Raw genomic sequence first — 26175 nt, forward strand, 5'->3', positions numbered from 1 at the left:
CGACGCAGTCGACTGTCTCATAACCGTGCCCCGGTACACTCGCAAGCGAGGATACAGTGAGTGACGACCACAGCTTCACCGCTCATGGGCAGCGCCGACGGTCCGAATCCCTCCGTCTGGGGCGAGAAAACCGCGCCACCTTCGACTTTCTGGAAGAATCCGATCGCTTCCGTGTCACGATCCAGCGGCTGACATCGTCTGCCACCCATGACGTCCAGTTGAACCTTGCCGGCTATGCGGTGTCGGCCAATGCCGAATACCGGGTAACCTTCAGCGGGAGGGCGGACGCCGAACGGACTCTGTCCCTAGGGTTTTCGAAGGCAAACGCCCCGTGGTCGAATGCGGGACTGTACCGGTCGCTCCGACTGACGACCGACTGGGCCGAGTTCAGCGCAGATTTCGTCGCCACGCTCGACGAAACCGACGCGCGCATTCACTTCGACATCGGCAACTCGCCGATCGCTGTCGAGCTATCTTCGGTTTCCCTATGGCAGGCGACCGAGAACGGTGTCGTCCTACTGCCCAGGCGTGAATCCGGAGCTGCATGGCGCGGCCTCGACCGCTCGTCACCGCCTCCGGTCGGCACCCCGATCGCCGGCTTCTCTTCCTGGGTGGCGTCCGTGCCCAACCCCGAAAGCCCCCGGTCGCTCGGTTACTTCCGGATGTTCGCCGTTCTCGGAACATGGATGGAAGCGGATATTGTGGCAGCCACGGTCCACAACGCCATGCTTCAAGGGTGCGAGTGTGTCTATGTCGTCGACAACGGGAGCACCGACGGCACGCAGGAAGCCGCGGTCCGGGCCGGAGCCGTCATTGCCCGCTCCTACGCCTCCGACCGCTATGACGAAGACTTGCGGCTTCGGCATATGAACGATGTCGTCGCCGAAGTGTCGCAAACCGAAGGCGACTCTCATATCTGGTGGCTCTTTCTCGACGCCGACGAGTTTCCCCACGGCCCATGGGGCATGACCCTTCGGGAGTATCTAGCGACCCTTGACGAAAAGTTCCGCGTCGTCGGCACCCGGTTCTTCAATCACTACCCGGGCGACGGCCCCTCCTACGAGCCCGACCGACACCCGATCGACTTCCAGCCGCTCTGCGAGGAACTGGCATTCCCGATGTGCCCGAGCCGGCACCGCAAGCATCCGCTCCTGCGTTTCGACCGGGATGGGCCGCGTATCGAGTCTGCCAAGGGATTTCACACGGCCTACTGCGACGAGCAACTCTACGAACCGTCGCAGCCCGCCTTTCTCCACCATTTTCCCTTCCGGGACAAAGACCTCACCCGCCGCCGGCTCGAAGCGCTGTGGACGAAGGACCCGACTGGCACGACGCGCGCGACCGAGTGGCATGACACGCACATGCTCGCGCGCTTTCGTTCGCTGGACGCGGTCTATGCGCAGAATTGGTCGCGGGTCGAGAACTTTGTCTCCCTAGATCCAATCAACGAGATCGTCAACGCCCCTGCGTCGGGCGTTGCCCCTCGGCCTTGGGCCGAGATGGTGGAGCCAGAGCACCAGCATGTGAAACGCTGGTACGACACCCCGATGGTGGGCGTCTGGAAATACGCAAGCACAGGAAAATTCCACTACGGGGACGATGTAACCTATCGCCGCGGCATCGCCTTTCTCGACGGTCGGGGAACGATCGAGGATTGGGGCTGCGGGTTCGCACACGCTCGTTCGTTCGTCACCGAAAGCGCCTACGTCGGCGTTGATGGGAGCTCGCAATGGGCCGACAAGATCCGGGACTTGCGGGAATATCGCTCCGACGCCGACTGCATCTTCATGCGGCATGTCCTGGAGCACAATGTCGACTGGCGGCCGATCCTGGCGAATGCCGTCAATTCGTTCCGCCGACGCATGGTGCTGATCGTCTTCACGCCGTTCTCCGACTCGACCCGGATCATCGCCACATCCCAGACGGTAACCTCGGTCCCGGTTCCCGACATCTCGTTCCGCAAGGAAGATCTGACGGCGTATTTCTCCCACCTGAAACAGGCCGAGGAGATGGTCGAGACGGAAACGCAATACGGAATCGAGCATCTCTTCTACATCGAAAAACCTGACGACGAGCCGGCGATCGACTCGCTGCAGCGCGAGCTTGAAGCCTGGAGCGCAGCCGACCTGACACCTCGTTTCTGGTGGCGCGACGACGACGCCGTAACGGACACGCTGCAGTTGCGGCGGCTACTTCGCATCGCCGAGGAATTGGCGATTGTTCCCGCCATTGCGGTGGTGCCGGAGCAGGCCGACGAATCTCTCGCCGCGCTCCTGTCGGAGGCCGACTGTTGTGTCTGGCAGCATGGATGGGGGCACCATACCCAAACCGCAGGGGAATTCGGCGAGGGACGGGCGGCCGATACCATGGCACTCGAGGCCTCGGCCGGGCAACGGATACTTGACCGGTTATTTGGCCCGCACGGCTGGCAAAGGGTCTTTGTTCCGCCGTTTCACTTGCTATCGATGCGCTTCAAGGCGCTTGTTCCGGACCTTGGCTATTTGGGTGTCTCGGCCGGTGTTCAGCTCACCCCGCCGATCGATCACGTCGTCGAGGTGAATGCCGAAGTCGACGTGATGAACTGGCCTGAACGAAGGATGCTCGGCGATCTGGCAATCCGCGGGAGGGTGGCCGAGCAACTCGCCGACCGCCGCACCGAAAACACCGATCCGACAAGCCCGATCGGGATCCTGACCCACCATCTCGTCTTCGTCGAGGAGGATTGGACGCGGCTGACGGAGTTATTCCGATTTCTCCAATCCCGCGGCGCCGAGTTTCCGAAGCCTGCCGGCCTGTTCCCGTCACCCGCTACGGTGGCTCCCGCCGCGGCACGGGAGCCGGCCGGGGTCACCGTCGTCATCACCAGCTGCGGCCGGCAGGACCTTCTCGAACGCACATTGGACAGTTTCATCAAGTACAATTCCTGTCCGGTGGCCGCGATCCTGGTGATGGAGGATGGCCAGCCCGAGACAAACCGCCGACTTGCGGCCAGATATTCGGATGTCGATATCCAGTGGCTATCGACCGGAGAGCGGATCGGACAAATTCCCGCGATCGACGCCGCCTATCGACACGTCGACACCGAATTCATCTTCCATTGCGAGGACGATTGGGAGTTCACCGCGCCCGGATTCATCGAGAAGTCGCTCGCGATCCTGGAGGCCAATCCCGCCATCCTGCAAGTCTGGATCCGATCGCTCACCGACACCAACCAGCATCCGGTCCTGAGCCATTGCCTCTTCGCCGGTGATGTCCCCTATCGCGTGATGCAACCCGGTCATCACACCGAAGAATGGGGCACATGGAATGGATTCTCGTTCAATCCGGGGCTGAGACGACGCAGCGACTATCTGGCCATCGCACCATTAGCGTCCTTCAACCGGGGTGAAGAGAAGCTCGCTTACGAGACCGAGCGCGATTTATCGGCCTTTTATCTCGACCGCGGCCTGCTCGCGGCGATCCTGGCCGACAACGACGGCATGGGCTACGTCCGGCACATCGGGTCGGGCCGCCGTATCGAGAAACCAGCGTGATCCGCGACGCCGAAACCCTTCGCCGTCTTTGCCGGATCGTCTGGCCGGAAGATCCGGTGCCCCATGCCTGGTGCGCCGAGCTCGCGCAAGCCTTCGCGGCGTGCGATGTCGGCGAAGTCGAAATCGTGGCCTACCTTGACGCCTTGTCCGTCAAGCATGCTCGCGGTGCATATGAGAACCCCGCGGTGCACGACAGCCTGCGGACACCGCATGGCCCGCTCCGCCATTTTGGTTCGGCCATCACGCTCGTCGTTGAGGCGACCTCCTGCAAACTTTGGTTCGATACGCTGCTCGCCAGTTATGCAGACATTGGCGTGCCGGTCTGCTTTGCCGTCGGCAGGGGAACCTCCGCCGAAACCGCCCGGCTCATCGTGGACAGGGGTGCGCGGTATATCGACATCGGCTATGCACCGCCGGATGCCTGGTCGGAGGCAGCTCTGGAGGAGGTCGGAACGAAGTGGGTCCTCATCGCGCGCGACGACGAGATCCCGTCGCCGGCAATGCTGATGTTTGCGGATCGCGCGGTGGAGTATTCCCCGAATTTCATCTGGGGCTTTCCGCGCGTGCATTGCAGCTACGACTCCGCGAGCGACGAAGTAAGATACTCCCAGTTCCTGCCGTTCGGTCCATTGGCGGCATCCGTTCTTCATTGGCGAATGGTCGCCCGCAGCGATGGTCCCAAGGAGCGGCGCGCGGCGCCGGCGGAGACGCTTCTGTTCAGCTTCGATTGGATCGTCCGTTCGTTCGCCGAGCGCATTGGTCGGCTCCCGAATGATCCGCAGCACGACGGGAGCCGCATGATCCTCGCGTCCTTTGAACTTCCCGAGGGGGTGCCTGAAACGTGGCACCTGTGGACACGATTGCCGGAGGCGCGGCTCGGTCAGATTGTCCGCTTGATGCATCGCTCAAAGCAGGACCAGGAAGATGGACGATTGAAATGAGTGAGATACCGGGTGGTGCCATGACCGACCGCGACCAGATGAAAGACCTGCAGACGCCGACCCCGCGGCAGTTGCTCGACTGGCGTGATCGGATCCTGTCGGAAGTCGAGACTCACATGGAGGCAGGCCGGATCGCGGAAGCCGAGGCCTGCCTGCACATGCTCGGAAAGACTACCACGGACGAGACGACGCTGGCCAAGACCGACCGGTATCTTCCCAGCCTTGCAAGGGGGCGAAACGTGGTGGCAAGCTTCGATCCGTTGCGGCAGCCGACCGCTGACGAAGTCGTTATCATTTACGGAAACTACCCACACATGTTCACCAACGTGGTGGTGAACAATCCGATCCAACGCCATGTGTCGCACTTCTGGAGTTTCCGGAACGACAAGGTTGAATCCGATCCGAGATGGTCCGGAGTGGATCGGATCTTCGTCATCAACATGGAGGAACGCGTCGACCGGTATGACTCGCTCTTGCGCGAGCTTGCTTCGGCGCGGGCCCCGCTTGACCGCCTGACGCGCATCGCTGCCTGCCGCCCGGAGAGCGACGACAAGTCGGAATTGGGCGGGCAGATCGCCTGCCTGCAGAGCCATATCGCGACATTACGCAAGGCTCAGGCCGAGCGGCATGACAATGTCCTGGTGCTTGAAGACGACTTCTGCTTCACCAGCGACATCGACCAGCATCTCACCGACCTGGCGATGTTTTTTGAGCGCCGTTACCCCTATTGGATCTGCCTTGTCGCGACCAGCAAATATGGCGCCATCGAACCGAAGGACGACTTGGTTTCTCTATCTTTTCAGCGCGTAACGAATACCGCCGGATATCTTCTTTCGCGCGATGGCCTGGAACGATTGCTGCCGGTATTCGAGTCGGCGCTTGAGCGTTTGAAGGCAACGGGAGATTCCTCGACTGCCGCAGTGGACCGATGCTGGGCTGTATTGCAACCTTCCGAGAAATTCTTCGTCTTTCGGCGAAAATTCGGCTTTCAGGTCTCCAGCTTCAGTAACATTGAACAAAACATTTTCAGGTATCTGGACTAGCGACGCACTTAATGAATGTCCTTTTGCCCCGGATATGGCCGAGCGTTCGGCGGACCGGAGCAGGCGCGCGTTAGGATCAGAGCCGAGTACCGTTAGCGATGCCCCCTCAACCCGAACTGCCAGTGCATTGGTGCCGAGTCGTCATGAATCGCGAGACCCGGCGATTTGTGGAGTCCCTGCCCCGCTTCGAACTAGATGTCATCGAAATCAGCGGAGACAGGTGGGACGACCCCACCCTGGGATTCCGGACCTATCGGAATTACTTTTATCCTGACTTCGACATATGCGACGCGCCATTCGGTTCGGAAATCTGCGACCTCGTGATACTGGAACAGGTGCTCGAACATGTGCGATCGCCTGCCCGAGCACTCCGCAACAGCCTCGAAATGTTGAGGCCGGGAGGATGGGTGTTGGTTACCACGCCGTTCCTGATCCGGTTCCATCCCCAGCCGCAGGACCTGTATCGCTGGACCGCAGACGGACTGCGGATCCTGCTTGAGGAAGCTGGGTTCCGACAGGTCAAGACTAACGCATGGGGCAACCGAGACTGCCTGATCGCGGACATGACCCCCGGTCCCGACTGGACTTACTTCGACCCCAAACGTCATAGTCTGGTCAACGAGCCGCAATTTCCCCTTTCGGTGTGGGGTACCGCACTCAGGCCGCCAATCAAGACGACGACCGCGAAGGTCATGAAAGCTGGGGTCTGGAGCTATTTCTTGCTGTCGAGTTTGATCTTGGCGAATGGTGAAAAGTCACGGGTCCTCAGAGAGCGCCCATGGTCCCTGCGGGTCGCCGGACAGGAAAGGGCGGAACTCCTGACATTCGCAGATCCGGAGCGCCTGCGCGTATCGATTGAACAGCAGGAATCTCAGGCGACTTTCGACATCCAACTCAATCGGGACGGCTATGAGGTGGCCAAAAATGGCCGCTACCGGGTGACGATGGCTGCCAAGGCGGACGCGCCACGTGAAATGGGCCTGGGCTTTTCCAAGGGCGGGGAACCGTGGTCGAACCTGGGACTGTACCGCGTTCTGCCACTAACGACGGAATGGAGCGAATTCAGCCAGGACTTCCGGATAGCGTCTGACGAAGACAACGCGCGGATCCACTTCGATCTGGGCGGCTCCGGGATCTCGGTGGAACTCTCGTTGGTTCGACTGTGGAAAGTCGCAGAAGACGGTCTGATCGCGATGAGCACGTCCAGCCCATCGAAGCCGAAAAATCTGCGCACCTCCTCTACCCAGGACATCCTGACGTGGCGGGACCGTATCGTGATGGAAGCGGCTGCATATATGGAGCAGGGCGAGACCGAACCCGGTGAAGCGTGGCTGAAGAAGTTGGAGAACGCCACGATCGACGCCTGGACGCTCGAGAAGACGGACCCCTACCTGTCTCGCATTGCAAGGGGCCGACGGGTTGTGGCGAGCTTCGATCCGGCGCGGCGGCCTGCCGACGATGAAGTGGTCATCGTCTACGGAAATTATCCGCATTTCTACGAGAATGTGGTGGTCAACAACCCGATCCGGCGTCACGTGACCGACTTCTGGAGCCTCCAGCACGACAAGGTCGAAGCCGATCCCAGGTGGTCCGGCATTGGGCAGATCTTCCTGATCAACCTCGACATGCGCATGGATCGCTATGACGCCACCCTGCGTGAACTGGCGTCGATGAGAGCACCTTTCGATCGGGTAACGCGCTTTTCCGCGATCAAACCGGCCGACAACGACGAGACCGAGTTAGGCAGACACGTCGCGTGCTTGCGAAGCCACATAGAAGTCCTGCGTCAGGCGCGAGCCAATCGGCAGGAACACGTTTTGGTTCTGGAAGACGACTTCAGTTTCAGCAGCGACATTGAGCAGCATCTCACAGATCTGGGAGCTTTCTACCAGCGGAATTACGACTACTGGATATGCCTGCTCTCAACGAGCAAATACGGGGCTATCCAGCCGAAGGACGACCTGGTGTCCCTGTCATTTCAGCCGGTCACCGGCACCGCGGGATACCTGATTTCCAGGGCGGGCATTGAAGAGCTACTGCCGGTCTTCGAGGCCGCGGTCGAGCGCCTGGCGATGAAGGGAAATCTCAAGACCGACCCTGCGGATCGGTGCTGGTCGGTCCTGCAACCATCGGGCAAGTTCTTCACATTCCGACGAAAATTCGGCTTTCAGGTTTCCAGTTTCAGCGACATCACCGGCGATTTTTCCCGCGACTTTGACTAGCGCCGTTGATGGCGGGCGATGGCGTCGAAGGCGCGTCCGGGGTCGCGACGCCTCGCAGGTCATGTCAAAGCGCTGAGCGCGCGGTGGTCCGCCTTACAAGCAGATCGTGTTGCTGTACGGTCACGACTTAGCACCGATTCCACGAGCCCTTCTTGTCGATTAACGACGCTGTCAAACGGCTTCCAAAACGGTAGTGTCCAGCGTCTTTCGCACTTTTGATCACGCGACGACGGCTCCGTGTTGATGGTCATGGTCCGCGCGGAGCGGGTCCATGTTCATGTATTTCCGGGTCGACCACTGGGTTCCGGCGATGTGCCGGAGCCGGGCTGCGGCGAGGTTCAGGCAGGATTGACCGTCCGGGAATGCGCCCACGACCCGGGTTCGTCGCCTGATCTCGCGCATGATCCGCTCCAGCGGGTTGTTGGTCCTGAGCTTGATCCAGTGGCTGTCCGGAAAGGCGTAGTAGGTCAGGGTCTCGCCGACGTGCTGCTCGACCAGATTGGCGGCTTTCACCATCCGCTGCTGGCGCAATTCGGCAGCGACCGCCTCGGCCTTGCCGGCAGCCGTGTCCCGGTTTTCCTGGGCGTAGATCGCCTTGGGCATATGGCTGACCTCGCGAATCTTCGTGCTCGGCACATGGCTGAAGACGTTGCGGTAAAAATGCACGACGCACCTTTGCCACCGCGTGTCCGGCAGATAATCAGACACGCTCTCGACCAGGCTGCGGCAGGCGTCGGAAACGACCAGTTCGACACCCTTGAGACCGCGGTCGACCAGGTGACGCAGGAAAGCCGACCAGCCCGACTTATCCTCCTTGGCGCCCTCGCAGATGCCGAGGATCTCACGATAGCCCTCGGCGGTGACGCCGATCGCGACGAGCAGCGAGACGTTCCGCACCTCGGCCACCCAACACCGCTTCATCACGATCCCGTCGAGAAAAACGTACGGATGCTCGCCCTCGATCGGCTTGTGTCGCCATTCCTCGATCTTGGCATAGATCTTCTTGTTGAGATTGGAGACCGTGCTCGGGCTGACCCGCGTCCCCCAGAGCGCCTCGGTGATGTCCTCGACGCGGCGCACCGAGACGCCGGCAAAATACATCTCGATCAGCGCTTCCTCGACAGAACTCTCTCGCCGCTGGTAGCGCTCGATGATGGCCGTCTCGAAGGTCTGCCGACGTAGCTTCGGAACCTTGAGGCTGACCTTGCCCGCCTTCGTCTCAAGATTGCGCTCGTAGTGGCCGGCGCGGGTGTCCTGGCGCCCCTCGGTCCGTTCATATCGACCGGCGCCGCAGAGACGGTCCGCTTCCGCGTCGAGCATCGCGTTCAGCGCTTCCTCGACCGTGCCTCGAACCATCTCGCCCAGATGGTCCCTGATCCGCGCCTCATCGATCTGGATCACCTGGCCCATCGGCTTGGCCTCCGGCTTCTCGTCCATCTCAGCTCCTCTCAGATATCCTGAAGGGAGCCGCCTCGCTCGGCAAATGTGCGAAAGATTCTGTACGTTATCCCCAAAACTGACCCCCGATCGGCGTCCAATTCTGACCCCCTCGGTGTGACGCGGGACGGTCAGCGTTTACCTTGGTGGATCCATTGGCGGGACGGAAGTCAGGAAGTTGCTGGATCTTCCTTTTCAGAGCAACGCGCTACGTGAACCGCTGCAACACACTAAAACAATGACTTAGAGGTAGAGACTATTGGATCCCAGTACCCCTCCCTCCGCCGACGGGGCACTTCCTTCGCGACCTCGGCCAGAGAGAGTTTGATCCCGGTTCCCTTCCCTCTACCAACACCGCAGTCGAACCCGCTCTCCGAACCTCCCTCGATGCACCACAAGCGCGCGTTGTCATGCCCCCGCTGACAGAGCTTCTGCACCTTCGGCATCGATCTCCATGTCTCGGTACTCTCTCTTGGCCGTTGTTCTTCAGACTCCGGTCAATGGCCAAACGAGACGGAGGTTGGGGACATTGAAATGCTTGCGTTCTTCGCGACTCTATCGAGTTGGGGTTGTGACCCTTTTGCTTGAGGTGAAAGGACAAACGCCTGTTTCGAATTCGCTCGTACTGGGCACGAGCGGGCGCCGGATTTGATTCGGCTCAATCTTCGACCTCCATCGAGTCGATCCGGTGATTCATGTCGCCTGCATGGGCGCCTGCCCGGCGTCGCCATGGCCAATCCTGACAGGGCCGGAAGGGCTAGACTGCCCCTTGGTCAAAGGCGGAAACGCCATTCGCGGCCGTATTTCATCACATCGAGCGCTCCTCTTGGAGCCCACTAAAGCCGGCTCCATCGGGAGAGCGCCCCGCCGTCGTCCGTTTCTCGCGCTCGGCAATAAAAGAAACTTTCACCATTGTAGAAAATAAAAAGAAAGTCGCAAATGAAAGAGGGAGGAAACAAGAAGTGAACCCGACGCTCGACCCCATGAGGGCGCTGTCAGCGCTTGCGATCTGCGGAAGTGGCGCTTTTGCGTCGCTAGCGACGTGGGTGATCAACAACCGAGATCGCGTTGCCGACATGCCCTTGGGCGAGATTGCTGCCGCTTCCAAGGTCAGCGAAACAACAGTGTTCCGCTTCGCCCGGCAACTAGGCTTTTCTGGCTATCGCGAGATGCGCGTTGCCCTCGCTGAACTGCGGGGCATCGCGCATGGGCAAAAGCTCTCTGAAGAGTGGATGAGCGCAAGCCACAACGATCCATATTCAGCGATCATCAACAACACGATCAACGTGCACTCGGAGATTTTGCGAAATACGGCAGTGCTGACCGATCCGATCGCCCTGCGCTCGGCAGTGACCTTCATCCAGAATGCACGCGTCATCAACGTATTCGGCTTCGGCAGTTCGACGGGCCCTGTTGTCGACCTCTACCAGCGGCTCATCCGTTTTGGCTACGTCGCAAGCAACTACAGCGATCCGCATGTGCTTACCGCGGTCACGGCAAACCCGCCCGCTGGTTCGCTCTTCTTCGGCATCTCCTTTTCCGGTCAATCGAAGGACGTGGTCGACGTTCTGGCATCCGCTAACCGTCAGGGCCTGCCGTCGGTTCTCATCACAAGTCATCCGGATTCCGCGGCCGCGCAGTTGGCCAACGTTGTCCTGCATTCCGCCCCCGCCGGCGCGGTCGGCGGAAGCGAAACCGTGGGCACGCGCATTTCGCAACTCACCATGATCGAAATGATCTGCACAGGGCTCGCGCTCGAACATCCCCGCAAGAACGAATTCCTGCGCAACGCGGCGGTGATCGAGCGTGAGATCGAAAAGAAACGTGTCGCGGAAAAGCTCCCGACACCAACCGAAAACCTCCACAGGATCAGGTAAGTCAATGTCCACTTACGACGACGCACACATCAGAACTGAGATCGTTGAGATCTGCAAGAAAATGGCCGATCAGGGCCTTGTGGCCGGTACCGAAGGCAATGTCAGCGCACGCGCCGACGGTGGGACCGTCCTGATGACGCCATCCGGTTACAATAAGGGGGACATCACCGCCGACATGCTTTTGCGCCTGACCCCCGATGGCAATGTCGTCGAGGGCGACCTCGCGCCGACTTCCGAAAAGTGGATGCACCTCGAGTTCTACAAACAACGCCCGAAGTCCAACGGCGTTGCACACGGTCATCCGGTCTACTGCACGGCTTTCGCTGCTGCGCATCGCGACCTTCCGCACAACATTCTTCCTGAACTTGTGGCGGTCATCGGCCAGATAGCGACCGTTCCTTATGGCCGCCCGTCCTCTGCCAAGCTGGCCGAGGCGCTGGCGCCCTACGTGCTCCGCCACAACGTGTTCCTGCTCGAGAACCACGGCGCGACGGCCGTGGGGGCGAATGTGCGCGACGCTTTCCACCGCCTGCAAGTGGCGGAGGCCTACGCCAAGACTGTGTGGGCCGCCGAGGCATTGGGCGGCGTGAAGCCGATGACGATGGCCCAGGTCGCAGACCTGCCGCTGCCGTCATTCGAATAGCCGAAAAACAGAAAAGCCAGTCCAACCCAGGGAGGATAAACATGAAGAAGCTTCTACTCTCGACCACCGCCATCGCAATGGCGACGACCGTCGCGACCACAGCGGTCGCGCAGGAAACGACAGTGACCTACAGGTCATGGAGCCCGGTGATCCAGACGCTTGATAAGATGGTCGAAGCCACAGAGGCCGCCCATCCCGGAATCGCGATTGATGTAAAGACCTTCAATTATGGGGAGTATCTCGTCGATCTGCAGACCCGCGCCAACTCCGGCGACATGCCGGACCTCGTAGGCCTGGAGCCCGGCGCACTGACGCAGCAGTACCGTCAGCAACTCGCGCCCGCACAGCAATGCGCCCAATCCGTCTGGGGCGACGACTGGCAATCGAAGTTCTACCCGTTGGCAGTCGACCAAGTCCGCCTCGGCAACCCGGAAGGCGACGACAATTTCTACGGGCTTCCGGTGCTCACCCAGACCATCAACCTTTGGTACACCGTTCCGGTTCTGGAAGACCTGAGTCTTGAGGCGCCAACGACCTACGAGGAACTCAAGGCTCTCGCCGATGCCGCCCGGGAGGCCGGCTATGCGCCGATGATGATCGGCGCGGGCGACGGATGGATTCGTCGCGACGTCTTCATGCAGTTGATCCACAACGTCGCGCCGGGCCTGATCTACCAGGCTGAAGCCGGAGACGTTCCGTGGACCGATGCGCGCTTCGTTGAAGCGATGCAGGCTTGGAAGAACATGTTCGACGACGGCATCTTCCAGGATGGCGCGCTCGGATTGTCGCACTATCCCGGTGCAGTCGAGGTGATTGAGAGCGGACGTGCGGCAACCTTCCCGATGGGCGCGTGGTGGCAGCAGCAGGCCGCCGGCGACAATCCCACGCCTTTGTCCGAGAACCTGTCCGGCTATGCCGCCTTCAAGTTCCCGGACGTGACCGGAAAGGGCGCGCCGAATGATTTCCTCGGCGGCATCGACGTCATGATCGGCATTTCGAAGGACGCCGACTACGACGCCGCCTGCAAGGTTTTGACCGACTGGATCGGCGGCGCCGGTGCCCAGACACTGATCAACACCTTCAACGATCTGCCCGCCTTCGTCGGTCTGCGGCCCGAAAAGTTCGGCAGCGCCAACCAGGAAGCGGTGTGGGACATGTTTACGGAAGAGTGGCTTCCCACGGTCAAATACGCCCGGCAGCTCGCTTCGCCCGACGTCAAGCAGGCGCTCGAGGATGCCCTTGCAGCCGTTGCTGCCGGCGACAAAACTCCGGAAGAGGGCATGGCGATGGTGCAGGCAGCCTACGATTCCAGCAAAGGCTGATTCCAGCTAGCTGGCCCCAAGACCTCCCAGCCGGTCGCGAGGCGAACTCGCGGCCGGCCCGCAAATGACAGCCGGTTCGACATGCGATTACACACAGGCGCCTACACGCAGGGTTTCGCCTTCATATTCCCCGCGGTCGCTCTGTTCGGCGTCTTCGTGTTCTATCCCGCCTTCTATGTTCTCTACGCGGCCCTGTTCGAATGGGACGGCATCAACGATGGCGTCTTTGTTGGCCTGGGGAACTTCCACCAGATATTCACCGACGATACGCCATTCTGGATCTCGATGCGGAACGCGCTTTACTGGGCGCCCCTGACCATCGTGATCCAGATGGTTCTCGGCTTTCTGATCGCGTTCCTGCTTGAGATCCGCACACGGATGGTTCCTCTCTTCAGGGCGCTTTTCTACTTGCCGGCGATCGTTTCGCCGGTGGTCATCGGCATCGTTTGGCAACGGATCTACAATCCCTTTGGTGGCCTGCTTTCCGACATAGGGCGGGCTACCGGATTGAAGTTCCTCGCCTTCCCGTTCCTTGCAGACACGCAGACGGCGATCTTTGCGGTCATCGTCGTCAACATCTGGCAGTGGATGGGGTTCTCGATGCTGATGTACATCGCCGGAATGAAGGGCATTTCGCGCGAGATCCTCGAAGCCGCCCGGCTCGACGGAATCTCGACACGGCAGACAGCGATCCACGTGGTCTGGCCGATGCTGCGTCACGTCCACATGACTTTGATCCTGCTCGGTGTGATCGGCACCCTGCAGACGTTTCCGCTCATTTACATCATGACCAAGGGTGGACCGAACCACGCGACAGAGATGCTGCCGAACTACATCTTTCAGCAGGGCTTCATCCTTCAGAATATGGGCTATGCGTCGGCGCTTTCGGTCGTGCTCCTCGCCCTCTCGCTCGGCCTGAGCATTTTCCAGGTCAAGGTTCTCGGTGCGCGATTTTCGTTCGGAGCCGGAAGATGATCCGCGTTCCTGCGATCACGCGACGGCTGGCCACAGCTTTCCTCACCGCACTGGCGCTCGTCTGGATGGTGCCGGTGCTGATGATGCTGGCGGTCGCCTTTACGCCACCGGAAAAACGGGTGACTGGCTTCGGCGGCCTCGTAGTGGAGGAAGTGAGCCTCCGAAACTTCGGCATTGTCTTCGCGGACGCGCCGATCCTCCACCACCTCCTCAACAGCCTTGTGATCACACTCTCATCGGTCTTCTTTGTCGTACTGTTCGGGGCGATGGCCGCCTATGCGTTTGCCCGGATGCGGGTCCGCGGCAAGAACATCTGGTTCTTCCTTCTGATCACGACGCTCATGTTGCCGGTGCCGACGCTGATCGTCCCGCTCTTCCAGATCAACAAGTCGCTCGGCATTCTCGACACGTATCTCGGCCTTATTCTGCCTTACACCGCGCTTGGCCTGCCGTTCGCCATCATCATCCTGCGCGGCTTCTTCGAAGCGCTACCAAGGGAACTGGAAGAAGCGGCGCGGTTGGACGGCGTGTCTCAGCCGCGCATCTTCTGGTTCATCGCCTTGCCGCTCAGCTGGCCGGCTCTGAGCGTCGTGGTCATCTTTCAGTTCATGACCAGCTTCAACGAATTCGTGCTGGCCCTCGTCACCCTGGACAGCGACTCGCTCAAGCCATTGAGCCTGGTCCCGCTCATCTATAGCGGTCAGTTCTTCACGCAGCCCGGCGCGATGTTCGCCACGCTCACGCTGATCACCGTACCGGTCGTCGTTTTCTACTTTGCCATGCAGCGTTTCATGATTGGCGGTCTGACGACCGGCGCCGTGAAAGGATGACCAGTATGTCTTCCCGCATCGCGCTCCTGGGTCTCGATATCGGCACGACCAGCTGCAAGGTCGTCTGCTACACGCCGGAGGGCACCCGGATCACGCAGGCCGCGACCGATTACCATCTGTCGTTCCCGCAGCCCGGCTGGGCGGAACTCGCTCCTGAAGCCGTCCTTTCCGCCGTGAAGCATGTGTTCACGCAAGTCGCGCCGGATCTCGCGGGATTTGAGCGGCTTGCCCTCGCGATATCGGCCCAGGGTGAAGCCTTTGTCCTTGTGGATGGGGATGGGCACGCGCTCGCGCCGGCTCCGGTGAGCATGGACACGCGCGGGCTGGAAGCGATCACGGCGATGAAGGCCGATGACGCCGCGGCGCAAGCTGCCGAGACGGCAGGTCAGGAACTCAATGCCCTGACCAGTCTCGCCAAGCTCCTTTGGTTCCGTGATGCCCCGGATGGCCCATTGGCTCGCGCCGACAAGGCGCTTTGCATGGGGGAGTTCGTCATGCGCAGTCTCGGGCTGAATCCGGTCATCGACTACTCGATGGCGGCCCGTATGGGGCTTCTGGACATTCAGCGCCGATCTTGGTCGACGGATCTTCTCGCCGCGGCCGGCTTGTCAAGCGATCTCCTCCCGCCAGTCGCGCCATCGGGGCGCTACGTCGGAACGGTCCCGGCAGAGAGAATGGCAGCGTTCGGTCTGGACCTTGCGGTCGAATTCTATTCCGGAGGACACGATCAGGCCTGCGCGATGCTGGGTGCGGGGGTGACCGAAGCCGCTAGCGCGCTTTACTCTGTCGGCACGACCGAGGCGATAGCCATACCCGCCGAAGAAATTTCGCACTCCCTCGAGGGCTTGCACATCAGCCCCTACCCGCACGTCGTCGAGGGACGCGACATTCTTCTTTTCGGCAGCCAGCATGGCGGCAGGGTTCTTTCCTGGCTTGCCGGCCTTCTCGGGCAGAGCGGCACGCCGGCATTGCTGGACGATCTGCCCGACGCACCGTCTACTTCGATTGTTGTTCCGCACCTTGCCGGCAGCGGAACTGTCCTTGCCGATGACGGCGCCAGGGGACTCATCCTCGGCCTGGACTACGCGACCACCTCAGGATCGCTGGCGTTTGCGGCGCTCGAAGGCGTGACGATGGAACAGGCGCTGGCACTCCAGCGGTTGAAGGACCGCGGCATGGGCATCACCGGCTTGCGTGCGGTCGGCGGTGGGACGCGATCCGACGTCTGGATGCAAATGAAAGCGGATATCCTCGGCCTGCCGATCGACTGCCTCGACGAACCTGACACCGCTTGCGCCGGCGCGGCGGTGCTCGCCGGCCTCGGCGCGGGGGCCTTCACTTCTGCAGAGGCCGCGGCAGGACGCTTCACGGGCGTTCGCCGTCGGTTTGAGCCGCAGCCGAGCGAGCATCAAGTCTATGCGCTGAAGCTTGCACTTTACGAACAGGCCTATCAGGCGGCGGCAACGCTGCGGCCGCTCCTGCAAGACGTCGAACGGGCGGTTCAGCGTTTGGCCGAAGAACGGAAGGAAAAGCAATAATGGCTGGCCTTGCTCTGACGAACGTTAGCAAGGACTATGGATCCGTCCGCGCGATCGACGAGGTGAGCCTGGAAGTCCGTGACGGCGAATTCGTCGTATTCGTAGGACCGTCCGGCTGCGGCAAGTCCACGCTCCTGCGAATGATCGCCGGTCTGGAGGAAATTACCAGCGGCGCACTGACCATCGGCGGCCAGGATGTGACGCGGACTGATCCGGCCGAGCGCCACATCGCGATGGTCTTCCAGTCCTATGCGCTCTATCCACACATGACTGTGCGCGGAAACCTTGGGTTCGCCTTGCGAATGGCGCGACAGTCCAAAGCCGAGGTTGCCGCCAAGGTCGACCCTGTCGCGGCCATGCTTCAACTCGACGCCTTGATGGATCGCAAGCCGTCGCAACTGTCAGGCGGCCAGCGCCAGCGCGTGGCGATCGGCCGGGCGCTTGTCCGCTCGCCGCAGGTCTTCCTGTTCGACGAGCCCCTGTCCAACCTCGACGCGGAACTGCGCGTGCAGATGCGCGTCGAACTCGCGCAGCTTCACAAGAAGATCGGCATCACGACCATCTACGTCACCCACGATCAGGTCGAAGCGATGACGCTAGCCGATCGGATCGTCGTGCTGCGGGATGGCATCATCGAGCAGGTGGGAACGCCGCTCGATCTTTACGACGATCCGACAAGCCTGTTCGTTGCGGGCTTCATTGGCTCTCCCCGCATAAACGAGATCAGGGCGACCGTGACGGCGACGAATGCGGAGCAGTTGCTGCTACAGTTGCCCGGCGAGGTGGCGTTCGCCTATCCACGCCCAGAAAAGGATCTGAAGCCTGGAGACACCGTCACCCTGGCTATTCGCCCGGAGCATCTCACGGCTTCCGACAAGGCGACACCAAACAGCATCCCGATGGATGTAGAATACTGGGAACATCTCGGGGGCGTGTCCTACGCGTATGGTGCGTTGAAGAACGGTCAGCGAATGATCCTCGAGCATCGGCTGAACAGGTCGATTTCAGAGTACCAAACGTTGCACTTGTCGATCGAGCCGTCGCGCGCGTTCTTGTTCGACGCAGCCGGACGCCGACTTACTTAGGAGTGTGGCGCCGGCGTGCGTGAACCGGGCGTTGGGCGCGACAGGCCGGCGACCGTCTGCCATGGCGCTTCACACCAAGGGTGATGATCGCGATGGCCTGGTTGTTGGGCTGGATGCGGAATGGGCATGAGGTCCGGTTGATCACGCCGCGCTACGTCTAGGCGAGCGTCGAGGCAGCTCAAGGTGGCGTTAACTTGATCTGCTCGTCGAAACACACCGACGATCAAGCAAAATCAATAACTTACGAGGTGGAGAACGTTAGAACCGGGTTTCTCTCCCTCCAGTGCGTCGCCCGAGCGTTCCACTCGCCTGTTATCGCCTCCGCCAATCCCGCAGGTGCGATGTTCCGGATGATGGCGTTGACGTTCTGGTCGGCCCTGGTGAGCCGCTTCACGACTTTCGCTCGACACTCAAATACGCAATCACCATCTCCTCGGCGCACTTCATCCGCTCCTCGAGCCATCGGTCGGAATCAATGTCCTGGTCGAAGATCGCCGACAGCGTGAAGCTGTTGGAAAGCGGGAAATAGAACAGCCCGGCGATCGACAGGTAAAGGTGCAGCGGATCGACATCGCTGCGCAGCACGCCTTCGGCCTGACCACGCTTCAGCACTTCGCCCAGCATCCTGACCAGTGGCGAGTTCAGCTCATTCAGGCCGTTCATCTTTCGGATGGTGCGCCCGCCCCGCTGGTTTTCGGTGTTCAGCAAACGGATGAACCACGGATTGTCGTGGAAATGCTTCGCGGTGAAGCGCAAGAGCCGGACGATGGCCTCTTTCGGGCTGAGGGCGTCGAGATCGAGGCGCTTCTCGCCTTCGCGGATCTGTATATAGGCCTCGCGCAGGACGACGGCGAACAGATCCTCCTTGTTGCCGAAATAGGCATAGATCAGCGCCTTGTTGCAGCGGGCATTCTCGGCGATGCGATCGATGCGGGCGCCGGTGTCGCCATGCTCGGCGAACTCGTTCATCGCCGCCGCGAGGATGTCCTGCCTGGTGCGTTCCGCATCGTGCTTCCGCGCCTCCACGGGGCGCTTCGCGACAACCCGTGGCAGGTAACGCCGGTCGATCGTTTCCTGAGGCTTCACTGGACCGCCGCGATGATCTCGGACGACGGGGCGACGGCGCCAAACTTCATCGCGATGTTCTTCAGGGTCGCCGCATGCAGGTCCGGGGCGAAGGACGAGACGCCGTCTTCCGCGACGATGACCTTGAAGCCTTCATGGAAGGCCTGTCGCACCGTGTCCTCGACGCAGATCTGCGTCACCGTTCCGGTGACGACGATGCTGTCGGCGCCATAAGACAGCAGGATGTCCTTGAGCGGGGTGCGGAAGAAGGATCCGTACCAGTATTTGTCGATGCGGGGATCCTCCGGCCGACAATCGAGCTCGTCGATGACGGCGATACAGTCGCGTTCGCCCTCGATATCGGGATAGGTCCGACGGAAGCCGACCTTGCAGCAATTGGTCGGCGCATGAATCTGGCGCGACCAGGTCCACAACAGCGACGGCGTCTCGCCGGCCTGGAAGTGGGTGAAGATGACCGGTCGACCGAGCGCGCGCCATGCTCCGATCAGGTTGTTGATCGGCACGATCGTCTTGCGCGCATCGGGAACCTCCAGCGGCGCCGTCTCGCGAACGAAATCGTTCTGCATGTCGACGACCACCAGGGCCGAACGGCCGGGATCGAACTCAAAGGGCAATTCCAAAGGCATCGTCGACCTCCGTGACGCTTGGCTGCGTACCGCTGCCGTGGCGCGGGATCAAGCCAGTCCGAGAAATGCGTGTCTCACCATGTCATTCTTCAAGAGCGCCTCGCCCTTGCCTTCGAGGACCACCTCGCCAGTCTGCAGAATGTAGGCGTAGTCCGCCATGCGCAGGGAGCGGTCGACATTCTGCTCGACCAGCAGGATGGTCGTTCCCGACTTCCGGATCTCTCCAAGCACCTCGAAGATCCGGTCGACGAAGGACGGCATCACGCCCAGGGACGGTTCGTCGAGCATCAGGATTTCCGGACCCGACATCAGGCCGCGCCCGATTGCCAGGAGCTGCTGCTCGCCGCCACTCAAGGTTCCACTCACCTGCGCGGACCGCTCCGAGAGGCGCGGAAACAGCTCGTAGACCCAGGCGCGCCGCTTTGCGATGACGCCGCGATCCGGCACGCTGTAGGCACCAAGCGCCAGGTTTTCCTCGACCGTCATGTCCGAGAAGAGCCCCCTCCCTTCCGGCACCAGCGCGATCCGCTTTCGGGCAATCTGGTAGGCGGGCAGGCCGGAAATCGTTTCGCCATTCAGGCGTACGACGCCGCTGCGCGGCGTCAGGTAGCCGACGATGGTCTTGAGCAGCGTCGACTTGCCGGCGCCATTCGCCCCGGCGATCGAGACGATGGTGCCCTTCTCGACGCGCAGCGACACCTGGCGCAGTGCCGGCACCTCGCCGTAGGACACGTCGATCTTGTCGACCTCAAGCATTGCTCAACTCGCTGCCGAGATAGGCCGTGATGACCGCCGGATCGGCGACAACATCGGACGGTGTGCCATCCGCGATCTTGCGCCCGCGGTCGAGGACGATGATGCGCTGCGACACCGCCATCACCGCCTGCAGCACATGCTCGATCAGGATGACCGTTACACCGTCGCCGGCGATGCGCTGGACAAGCGCGACGGCGCTTTGCACCTCGGTCGGGGTCAATCCGGCCATCGCCTCGTCGAGAAGCAGCAGGACCGGCTCCGTTGCAAGGGCGCGCCCGATCTCGAGCCGGCGACGCTCGGCAAGGGTGAGTTCGTCGACCATGATGTCGGCGCGATGTCCGAGTTCGACGCGCTCCAGCGCCTGGCCGCCCAGCCTCAGCGCCTCGTGAAAGCTTCCGGTCCGGACCAGCGCACCGATCGCGGCGTTTTCAAGCGCCGTCATGCCTTTCAGGGGCTCGGTCTCCTGAAAGACCAGCGCCAGGCCCGCCTCGCACATGCGATGGGCGGCAAAGCCACTGGTATCCCTGCCGCGGAAGAAGACCTTGCCCGAGTCCGGCCCCCGCTTGCTCCGCGGCGGGGTCACGCCGCAGACCGTCTTGAAGAGCGTCGACTTGCCGGCGCCGTTCGGGCCGATGATCGAAACCAGTTCACCGGCCGCGATGTCGAAGGAGATGTCGTCATTGGCGACCACGCCGCCAAAGCGCTTGCTGAGATTGCGGACGGACAGCAGCGGGTCGCTCATGGCGTCCCCCGCGCGACCTTGCGCCCGGTGAACACTTTCCGGATGGCCGGGACGATCCCGGTCGGCAGGAACAGCACCAGGAGGATGATGATCACCCCGAGCAGCGCCTTGTGAACGAACGGGAAGTTGGTCCACAGGCCTTCCGACAGGATCATGAAGGCGATCGGTCCAAGCACCGGCCCGAGCACGGTGCCTATTCCGCCGAACACGGTCATCAGGATCGTGTTGATGGTGATGGAGATGTCGAAGGCGGTCTTCGGGTCGATGAAGGCGGTGTTGAGAATGTAGATGCCGCCGGCAATCGCTGGAAAGAATGCCGAGGTCACCAGAGCGAACATCTTGGTGCGGGCGGTCGGTATGCCCAGCGAATCCGACGCCGTCTCGTTGTTGCGTATGGCCAGCAGCGACTGGATGAATCGCGTCTTCATCATCAAAGCGATCATCGCGACGAGGACGATCGCCAGGAGCGACATCATCAGGAACGCGTCATCGACACCGATGAGCGGCCGCAGGTAGATACCACCGCCGCCGCCGGTGATCGGCCGGGCGTAGCTGACAACCACCTTGACCGCTTCGGCCATTGCAAGCATCGCGATCGCGAAATAGACGCCGGACAGTCGCAGCAGCGGGTGGCTGATCAGCGCCGCGAAGGCCGCCGTGATCACGCCGGCGCCGATCAATGCCACCGGCCACGGCATCGCGGCATTGTTGATCAGGATCGCGGTGAGGTAAGCGCCGAGGCCCCAGAAGGCGACATGGCCGAAGGATATGTAGCCTGCGAATCCGGAGATGATGTTCCAGCTCGAACACAGCACGACATACATCGCCAGCGACATCAGGAAGGACTGGTAATAGGGCGAACCGGTCTGCGCATAGACCAGGGTGAAGCCGACGGCAGCCAGGATGCCGATCCACCACGCCCGTGGCAGCGTCTTCGCATTCTCGATGATATCGGCAAGCATCAGCGACTTCCCAGGATGCCCTGCGGCCTGAAAAGAAGCGTCAGGATGATGATTACGAAGGCCGCGGCGGCGGATATCTGGGCGTCGATGAAATAGGTCACCGACTGCTCGATGACGCCGAGCAGGAGGGCGGCGATGAGGGCGCCGAGGAAATTGCCCATGCCGCCAAGGACGGTGATCGCGAAGGCCTTGAGAATGAACTGCTCGCCGACCAGCGGCGTGAAGGCAAAGATGGTCCCGGCGAGAATGCCGGCGGCCGCGGCAAGCGCGGTACCGAGACCGAAGACGATCATGTAGATGGCGTTGGCGTTGATGCCGCACTGTTCGGCGATCCGCCGGTTGAAGGCGACGGCGCGGATCGCCTGTCCCTGCCGCGCATACCGCAGGAAGGCGTACATGCCGAGCGAGATGGTGATGGCGATCAGGCCGGCGACCAGCCGCGCCTTGGAGACGTAGATGCCACCGAAGGCGAAGCTGCCTTCGAGGTAGCTGGCGATGCGGAGTTCACCGCCCCAGGCGAGGACGGCGACGTTCTTGATGAAGATCGACAGGCCGAAGGTCAGGAGCAGCGACATCAGTTCCGGCGCATTGACGATGCGCCGTATGATGGTCACGTAGAGCAGAACGCCGAAGAGAAAGAACAGCGGCCCGAAGACGACGATGGCCAGCGGCGGCACGAAGCCGGTCGCCGCGAAATAGAGCGCGGCGAAACAACCGAGCATCAGCGCTTCGCCATGGGCGAGGTTGACGATCCCCATGACTCCCCAGATGAGCGTCAGCCCACCGGCGAGAAGGGCGTAGATGCAACCCATCAGAAGGCCGCTGATAAGGATCGTCAGGAGTTCGGGCACGTGTGTCTTCCGCTAGCCCGGATCGGGCGCTTCTCGGCGAGGGAGCGCGCGGCCACGGCCGCGCGCTCCGGTTCCTGTGACTTCCGTCAGGCGACGACGATCAGCGATCGCCCCAGGCCGGGGTCGGGAAGCGCACGGTCGCGGTTGCGTTGGCTTCCGGCGCCAGGATGTGACGCTCGCCGTCCTGGATCTGCATGACGTAGATCTTCTTGCCAGTCTGGACGCCGGTTTCCGGATCGACCTTGTAGGTTCCGAAGACGGTCGGGACTTCCAGCGTGCGAAGCGCCTTGGAGATCTTGGCATCGTCGAGTTCGCCGGCCGATTCGACCGCAGCGGCCATCACCTGGGCCAGTCCATAGGAGGTGGCCACGTCCTCGACCGGCTCCTCGCCATACTCTTCCGTATAGCCGGCGATGAAGGCATCGACGCCTTCGAGGGCGGTCAGGCTCGGCTCCCATTCGGTGGTGCCGAAGACGTATTCGGCACTGTCGCCGAGCAGCCGGACAAACTCCGGATCGACCGGTGCGATGGTGAAGTAGAAGGCCTTGGGATTGAGGTCGTTCTCCTTCGCCTGGCGCAGGATCTGGACCGCATCCTCACCGCCGGTGCCGCCAACGACGAGATCGGGGTTGGCGCTGCGCGCCTTGGTCAGGAGCGCGGTGAAGTCGGTGGTGTCCGCACCGTAGGTCTCGTGCATCACCACTTCCAGACCAAGCTCCTCGGCATTCTTCGCCGCCGCATCGCCGAAGCCGGTCGTATACGTCAGCTCGTTGTTGAGGATCGCGACGGTCTTGATGCCGTCCATGTCGGCGATGAACCGCATGGGGACACCGACATAGTCGTAGCTCGACGGAAGCAGGCCATTCACATGCTGGTAGCCGCGGCCCCAGATGGCATCGAGCGTCGCGCCGCCGGTGACCATCGGCTTCCCGTATTTCTCGGCCACGGTCGTCGCCGGCATGGTCATGTCGTCGCTCCACGGCGCGAGCAGGACATCGACCTCGTCTTCCGTGATCAGTCGCTCGTAGAGGCGCGCCGTCGTTGTCGGATCGGACGCATCGTCGTAGATCTTGACCTCGACCGGCCGGTCGAGCAGGCCGCCGGCGGCGTTGACCTGCTTCTCCCACAGCTCATAGCCACGGCGATTGTATTCGCCGGCATCGGCGCCCCACCCTGTCAGCGGCAGCACGCCGCCAAACACGATCGGGTCTCCACTTTGCGCAAACGCGGCGCTACCGAAACCGATGGAGATCGTCGCCGCCAGGGCGGTCTTTTTAACCAGATCGACGAGCATTCTGCTCTCCTTCAAAAATATAGTCAGAGGCATAAAAACAACCAGTTGGTTAGTTCAACTTTACCAACGATGGCGCTCCCGTCAAGATGGCCTTTCATCGACGGCAAGCTTGAGGTTTCATGAGTGTCGGAATTGTTGGGATGGCGCTCGTTGGATGCGGTTCAGGAATGAGTCCTTGACCTTACCTTAGTTCTCTCTCGCTCTGCCGAGTTCACCCTTTCTTCCGCGACAGAGAGAGTTTGATCCCAGCGCCTTCCCCTCTACCAAACCGGGCTCCTTCACGCTTCATCCTTCTCCCGTTATCGATCGCGAAAGGACGTCGACCGTGCGCGGGTATCTCCGAACGCGGTTCTCCCGAACTTATACCGGCAGGTCGCGGCCGTTGAGGATAGCTTCCATCGTCGTGTAGGACGTCACGGCCTCCAGCTCGACCTTGGCGATGATGCGTTGGTAGACGCGGTCGTAGTCGTTCATGTCGGCCGCCACGACCTTCAGCATGTAGTCGTAGTCCCCGGCAATTCGGTAGAAATCGATCACGTTGGGAATCGCCGATACCTCCCTGCGGAAGGTCTCGAGCCACCGGCTGGAATGCTGGCGGGTGCGGATCATCATGAAGATCGTCAGCTCAAGTCCGACGGCGGCCCCGTCGAGCCGGATGGTGTGTCCGGTAATCAGGCCGGATTCCTCAAGCGCCTTCAGTCGCCGCCAGCAGGCGTTCTGCGACATGCCGATTTCTTCCGCGAGCTGACGCTGCGATCGGGCACTGTCGCGCTGAAGCGCGCGCAGGATGCGTCGATCGAATTCATCGATCCGGGGCATTTTCATCGATCAAATGACCCAAGTCTTGTGGCTATAAGGGGATTTTAGGCCCAATTTATTGATCCCGACTGTGAATATGATCGTCAAGCCATTTCGTGCCTCAAGGACTGTTTTCCCATGCCGCCTGACGACGCTCTCCTCGCCTTCGCTGCCTCGCTCGCCGGCCCGGACCGCATCGCGGCGCTTCGGGCGGGCATCGTCGGCGAGGGGATCGAGATCCCCGGTCCCTTCGGGCCGCGGAAGCTCGTCTATGCCGACTATGTCGCCTCCGGGCGGGCGCTCCAGCAGGTCGAGGCGTTCATCGCCGGGTCGGTCCTGCCCTACTACGCCAACAGCCACACCGAGGCCTCGTATTGCGGCGCCTACATCACGCGCCTGCGCAGCGCCGCCCGCGCCGCGATCGCCCGGCTTTGCGGTGCCGACGATCGCTTCGCCACCGTGTTCGTCGGCTCGGGCGCGACGGCCGGGATCAACCGGCTGGTCTCGCTCTTCGGCACCGACGAGGCCCGGCGCGCGGGACGGAAGACGGTGGTGCTGATCGGCCCCTACGAGCATCATTCGAACATCCTGCCCTGGCGGGAGAGCGGCGCTGACGTGATCGAGATCGCGGAAGCCGCAACCGGCGGTCCCGATCTCCTGGCGCTTGAAGCCGCGCTGATCGAAGCCGGTCCACAGGCGCTGAAGATCGGCGCCTTCTCGGCCGCCTCCAACGTCACCGGCATCGTGACCGACGCCGAGGCGGTGACCCGCCTGCTCAAGCGCCATGGCGCCCTGGCCGTATGGGACTATGCCGGGGGCGGCCCCTACCTCCCCATCGACGTTTGCGCGGGCACCGACGCCGGGAAGGACGCGGTGGTCGTATCGCCGCACAAGTTCCCCGGCGGGCCCGGCGCGTCAGGCGTGATGATCGTCCGCAAGGAGGCGGTGACCCGGGCGCGCCCGGTCCAGGCCGGCGGCGGCACAGTCCGTTTCGTCTCGCCCTGGGACCACAGCTACTCGACCGACATCGCGGTTCGCGAGGAGGCCGGGACGCCGAATGTGGTCGGCGACATCCGCGCGGCGCTCGCCTTCATCGTCAAGGACGCGATCGGCGAGGCGTTCATGGATCGGCGCCACGCGGAGCTGCGCCGGCGGGCGATCGAAACCTGGTCGAAGAACCCCAATATCGAGATCCTCGGTAACCCGCATGCCGGGCATGCATTGCCGATCTTTTCGCTTCGCATTCGCGACGTCCGCAGCGGCGACAGCATCCACCAGCAGCTCTTCACGCGGATGCTGTCGGATTGCTACGGCATCCAGGCACGCGGCGGCTGCGCCTGCGCCGGGCCGTACGCGCATCGCCTGCTCGGCATCGACCGGCAGGCCTCCGAAGCGCTGCACGCCGCCATCATCTCAGGCGATGAATTGCGCAAGCCCGGCTGGACCCGACTCAACCTGAGCGCCCTGATCGACGACGCAAAGGCCGACTTCATCATCAATGCCGTCGACAGTCTCGCGGCCGCCCCCTATCCGATGATCGACTCCTATCGGGCAGACGCCGCCACCGCGCGTTTCATCCCGCTCGGCGACGCCGCCTGACCTGCCTGGATCCGG

At 61.9% G+C, this 26175-nt stretch carries 21 protein-coding genes; 12 read left to right on the top strand and 9 right to left on the bottom strand.

Annotation, left to right across the window (positions count from 1 at the left end; genetic code table 11):
• Positions 1-56 precede the first annotated feature (56 nt).
• From BLT60_RS21105 to BLT60_RS21120, 4 genes are all read left to right on the top strand, one after another.
• Entirely contained in the window at positions 57-3533 is a 3477-nt protein-coding gene (locus BLT60_RS21105) for a glycosyltransferase (protein WP_139167919.1), read from the top strand.
• On the top strand, positions 3530-4474 hold the full coding sequence (locus tag BLT60_RS21110; protein ID WP_090879901.1) for a hypothetical protein: 945 nt from the start codon (positions 3530-3532) through the stop codon (positions 4472-4474). The genes BLT60_RS21105 and BLT60_RS21110 overlap by 4 nt, the downstream gene beginning before the upstream one ends.
• On the top strand, positions 4471-5517 hold the full coding sequence (locus tag BLT60_RS21115) for a glycosyltransferase family 25 protein (protein ID WP_139167920.1): 1047 nt from the start codon (positions 4471-4473) through the stop codon (positions 5515-5517). Before BLT60_RS21110 ends, BLT60_RS21115 begins: the two co-directional genes overlap by 4 nt.
• A 143-nt stretch (positions 5518-5660) precedes the next feature.
• A complete protein-coding gene (locus BLT60_RS21120) occupies positions 5661-7739 on the top strand; it encodes a methyltransferase domain-containing protein (protein ID WP_175478569.1) in 2079 nt (692 codons plus the stop codon).
• A gap of 219 nt (positions 7740-7958) precedes the next feature.
• On the opposite strand, the gene BLT60_RS21125 is transcribed toward BLT60_RS21120, so the two are convergent.
• The gene (locus tag BLT60_RS21125) at positions 7959-9149 is read right to left on the bottom strand and encodes an IS256 family transposase (RefSeq protein WP_090880267.1); all 1191 of its coding nucleotides are present in this window, start codon (positions 9147-9149) and stop codon (positions 7959-7961) included.
• A gap of 989 nt (positions 9150-10138) precedes the next feature.
• Between BLT60_RS21125 and BLT60_RS21130 the strand changes: the two genes are divergently transcribed.
• The 7 genes from BLT60_RS21130 to BLT60_RS21160 all read left to right on the top strand — a co-directional run bounded on the left by BLT60_RS21130 (position 10139) and on the right by BLT60_RS21160 (position 17446).
• A complete protein-coding gene (locus BLT60_RS21130) occupies positions 10139-11053 on the top strand; it encodes a MurR/RpiR family transcriptional regulator (protein ID WP_090879911.1) in 915 nt (304 codons plus the stop codon).
• 4 nt (positions 11054-11057) lie between these two features.
• Positions 11058-11696, top strand: a complete 639-nt coding sequence (locus BLT60_RS21135) for a class II aldolase/adducin family protein (protein WP_090879914.1) — start codon at positions 11058-11060, stop codon at positions 11694-11696.
• Positions 11697-11773: 77 nt separating this feature from the next.
• Complete coding sequence (locus BLT60_RS21140) at positions 11774-13018, top strand: ABC transporter substrate-binding protein (protein WP_175478570.1); 1245 nt, start codon at positions 11774-11776, stop codon at positions 13016-13018.
• Positions 13019-13099: 81 nt separating this feature from the next.
• Entirely contained in the window at positions 13100-13993 is an 894-nt protein-coding gene (locus BLT60_RS21145) for a carbohydrate ABC transporter permease (protein ID WP_090879920.1), read from the top strand.
• Between the two features lie 80 nt (positions 13994-14073).
• Positions 14074-14823: a carbohydrate ABC transporter permease gene (locus BLT60_RS21150; RefSeq protein WP_244521386.1), complete on the top strand. Its 750-nt coding sequence runs from the start codon at positions 14074-14076 to the stop codon at positions 14821-14823.
• A gap of 5 nt (positions 14824-14828) precedes the next feature.
• Positions 14829-16361 carry an FGGY-family carbohydrate kinase gene (locus BLT60_RS21155; RefSeq protein ID WP_175478572.1) on the top strand — a complete coding sequence of 511 codons (1533 nt, stop codon included), beginning with the start codon at positions 14829-14831 and terminating at the stop codon, positions 16359-16361.
• The gene (locus BLT60_RS21160) at positions 16361-17446 is read left to right on the top strand and encodes an ABC transporter ATP-binding protein (RefSeq protein ID WP_090879931.1); all 1086 of its coding nucleotides are present in this window, start codon (positions 16361-16363) and stop codon (positions 17444-17446) included. The genes BLT60_RS21155 and BLT60_RS21160 overlap by 1 nt, the downstream gene beginning before the upstream one ends.
• Before the next feature lie 390 nt (positions 17447-17836).
• On the opposite strand, the gene BLT60_RS21165 is transcribed toward BLT60_RS21160, so the two are convergent.
• The 8 genes from BLT60_RS21165 to BLT60_RS21200 form a co-directional block, all read right to left on the bottom strand.
• Entirely contained in the window at positions 17837-18532 is a 696-nt protein-coding gene (locus BLT60_RS21165; RefSeq protein WP_210185657.1) for a TetR/AcrR family transcriptional regulator, read from the bottom strand.
• Positions 18529-19158 (bottom strand): cysteine hydrolase family protein, encoded by a 630-nt coding sequence (locus BLT60_RS21170; RefSeq protein WP_090879934.1) that lies wholly within the window; start codon positions 19156-19158, stop codon positions 18529-18531. Before BLT60_RS21170 ends, BLT60_RS21165 begins: the two co-directional genes overlap by 4 nt.
• Before the next feature lie 48 nt (positions 19159-19206).
• On the bottom strand, positions 19207-19914 hold the full coding sequence (locus BLT60_RS21175) for an ABC transporter ATP-binding protein (RefSeq protein WP_090879937.1): 708 nt from the start codon (positions 19912-19914) through the stop codon (positions 19207-19209).
• The gene (locus tag BLT60_RS21180; RefSeq protein WP_090880274.1) at positions 19907-20656 is read right to left on the bottom strand and encodes an ABC transporter ATP-binding protein; all 750 of its coding nucleotides are present in this window, start codon (positions 20654-20656) and stop codon (positions 19907-19909) included. Before BLT60_RS21180 ends, BLT60_RS21175 begins: the two co-directional genes overlap by 8 nt.
• Positions 20653-21618, bottom strand: coding sequence for a branched-chain amino acid ABC transporter permease (locus BLT60_RS21185; RefSeq protein WP_090879941.1), 966 nt, complete (start codon positions 21616-21618; stop codon positions 20653-20655). Before BLT60_RS21185 ends, BLT60_RS21180 begins: the two co-directional genes overlap by 4 nt.
• Complete coding sequence (locus tag BLT60_RS21190) at positions 21618-22469, bottom strand: branched-chain amino acid ABC transporter permease (RefSeq protein WP_090879944.1); 852 nt, start codon at positions 22467-22469, stop codon at positions 21618-21620. The genes BLT60_RS21185 and BLT60_RS21190 overlap by 1 nt, the downstream gene beginning before the upstream one ends.
• A 100-nt stretch (positions 22470-22569) precedes the next feature.
• Positions 22570-23763 (bottom strand): amino acid ABC transporter substrate-binding protein, encoded by a 1194-nt coding sequence (locus BLT60_RS21195; RefSeq protein WP_175478573.1) that lies wholly within the window; start codon positions 23761-23763, stop codon positions 22570-22572.
• Between the two features lie 360 nt (positions 23764-24123).
• On the bottom strand, positions 24124-24588 hold the full coding sequence (locus tag BLT60_RS21200) for an Lrp/AsnC family transcriptional regulator (RefSeq protein ID WP_210185658.1): 465 nt from the start codon (positions 24586-24588) through the stop codon (positions 24124-24126).
• A gap of 111 nt (positions 24589-24699) precedes the next feature.
• On the opposite strand from BLT60_RS21200, the gene BLT60_RS21205 reads away from it, so the two are divergent.
• Entirely contained in the window at positions 24700-26160 is a 1461-nt protein-coding gene (locus tag BLT60_RS21205) for an aminotransferase class V-fold PLP-dependent enzyme (protein WP_090879948.1), read from the top strand.
• Positions 26161-26175 lie beyond the last annotated feature (15 nt).

Source organism: Bauldia litoralis (assembly GCF_900104485.1).
GTDB classification, from domain to species: domain Bacteria; phylum Pseudomonadota; class Alphaproteobacteria; order Rhizobiales; family Kaistiaceae; genus Bauldia; species Bauldia litoralis.

Coding starts and splice junctions, on each gene's coding strand:
- BLT60_RS21150 (WP_244521386.1), top strand. CDS start 14,074: ATGATGCTGGCGGTCGCCTTTACGCCACCGGAAAAACGGGTGACTGGC.
- BLT60_RS21120 (WP_175478569.1), top strand. CDS start 5,661: ATGAATCGCGAGACCCGGCGATTTGTGGAGTCCCTGCCCCGCTTCGAA.
- BLT60_RS21145 (WP_090879920.1), top strand. CDS start 13,100: ATGCGATTACACACAGGCGCCTACACGCAGGGTTTCGCCTTCATATTC.
- BLT60_RS21140 (WP_175478570.1), top strand. CDS start 11,774: ATGGCGACGACCGTCGCGACCACAGCGGTCGCGCAGGAAACGACAGTG.
- BLT60_RS21155 (WP_175478572.1), top strand. CDS start 14,829: ATGTCTTCCCGCATCGCGCTCCTGGGTCTCGATATCGGCACGACCAGC.
- BLT60_RS21205 (WP_090879948.1), top strand. CDS start 24,700: ATGCCGCCTGACGACGCTCTCCTCGCCTTCGCTGCCTCGCTCGCCGGC.
- BLT60_RS21175 (WP_090879937.1), bottom strand. CDS start 19,914: ATGCTTGAGGTCGACAAGATCGACGTGTCCTACGGCGAGGTGCCGGCA.
- BLT60_RS21135 (WP_090879914.1), top strand. CDS start 11,058: ATGTCCACTTACGACGACGCACACATCAGAACTGAGATCGTTGAGATC.
- BLT60_RS21115 (WP_139167920.1), top strand. CDS start 4,471: ATGAGTGAGATACCGGGTGGTGCCATGACCGACCGCGACCAGATGAAA.
- BLT60_RS21180 (WP_090880274.1), bottom strand. CDS start 20,656: ATGAGCGACCCGCTGCTGTCCGTCCGCAATCTCAGCAAGCGCTTTGGC.
- BLT60_RS21185 (WP_090879941.1), bottom strand. CDS start 21,618: ATGCTTGCCGATATCATCGAGAATGCGAAGACGCTGCCACGGGCGTGG.
- BLT60_RS21160 (WP_090879931.1), top strand. CDS start 16,361: ATGGCTGGCCTTGCTCTGACGAACGTTAGCAAGGACTATGGATCCGTC.
- BLT60_RS21195 (WP_175478573.1), bottom strand. CDS start 23,763: ATGCTCGTCGATCTGGTTAAAAAGACCGCCCTGGCGGCGACGATCTCC.
- BLT60_RS21125 (WP_090880267.1), bottom strand. CDS start 9,149: ATGGGCCAGGTGATCCAGATCGATGAGGCGCGGATCAGGGACCATCTG.
- BLT60_RS21170 (WP_090879934.1), bottom strand. CDS start 19,158: ATGCCTTTGGAATTGCCCTTTGAGTTCGATCCCGGCCGTTCGGCCCTG.
- BLT60_RS21200 (WP_210185658.1), bottom strand. CDS start 24,588: ATGAAAATGCCCCGGATCGATGAATTCGATCGACGCATCCTGCGCGCG.